Annotated in this window: 1 protein-coding gene; it reads right to left on the bottom strand. The window is 34.0% G+C overall.

The window, feature by feature from the left end; genetic code table 11:
* Nucleotides 1-1,191 (bottom strand): IS3 family transposase gene (locus tag ACUXEY_RS28105; RefSeq protein WP_461302079.1). Its coding sequence is split into 2 segments (ribosomal slippage), with 1,192 coding nucleotides annotated over them: nucleotides 1-885 and nucleotides 885-1,191; the frame shifts between segments, so codons are not numbered across the junction. This gene is flagged as partial in the annotation.
* Between the last annotated feature and the right edge of the window lie 31 nt (nucleotides 1,192-1,222).

Below are 1,222 nucleotides of genomic sequence, written 5' to 3'. Positions count from 1 at the left end.
CAGCCATCGAGATTCGATATTCTATCGGAGCTCGATGGTTGAGTCGTTTTTGGAAACGTTTATAGTTATAAAAGTAAATATATTCTTCAATTGCTTGTATTAAATCCGCTTCTGTTTTAAAATGATTCAAATACAACATCTCCGATTTAAAATGGGAGAAAAATGACTCGATACAGGCATTATCATGGCAGTTTCCTTTGCGAGAGTGGCTGCCAATGATACCTAAATCGAAAAGTCGTTTGTTGTAGGCATGAGATGTGTACTGGAACCCCTGATCTGAATGGAGAATGGTTCCACGCACATCTCTTTTTTGTGCCAACATTTCAATTGTATTTAATACAAGTTCATTATCATTACGCTTGGATATTTTCCAAGAAACAACTTCGTTATTATAAATATCTTGTACAACAGAAAGATAGCGGAAGCCCTCTTGAAATCGTAGGTAGGTAATGTCTGTAACAAGCGCTTCATTTTGTTGGCGATCTTTGAATTCGCGGTTTAAAACATTTGGAAAAGTATTAGAATAATTCCCTTTAAAGAAGCGACGCTTCTTCCGAATAATAGACTGAATGTTAAGCTCACTCATTAATCGATATACCTTTTTGTGATTTATAAAATAACCCTCTTCTTCTAAAGCAATTTTCATACGTGGATAACCATATTCTTTGTGCTTTAGGTGAATAGATTGAATTACCTTTTTTAATCGTTTATCGGATTCTAGTCGTATGTTGTTCATACTTTTTGTATGAACCCACTTATAGTAACTTGAGCGATGTACACCCGCAAAATTAGTAAGCCATATAACGGGATATTTTCTCTTTAGTAATTCAATGATATGATATCGTTCTTTATATTTTAGTACGCCCCCATTTACAGATTTGGATACTGCTTTTTTAAATATTCAACCTGAGCCTTATAGTAATCACGCTCTTCTTCAACAGTTTTAAAATGAATCCGTTTGCCTTTTAAAGGGTTCGGTATGCCTTTCATTTTATTATTTTCCCCACGAGTATCTGTAATTTCACCACATTCTTTATATTTTTTCACCCAATTTTTAAGTTGTGTAGAGCTTCTAATCTGATATTTCTCCGCTATCATATCGTAGCTTCCTTCACCGTTTAAATAACTTTGAACAGCTGATAACTTTATCTCATTTGAGTATGTATTAAATGTTGTACCTTTTTTGGCCATGAAAAATCCCCTCCAAGTAATAGTGTAACAT

The organism is Bacillus sp. F9_6S_D1_P_5 (assembly GCF_054823925.1).
This window is presented reverse-complemented; position numbering and strand designations above follow the sequence as displayed.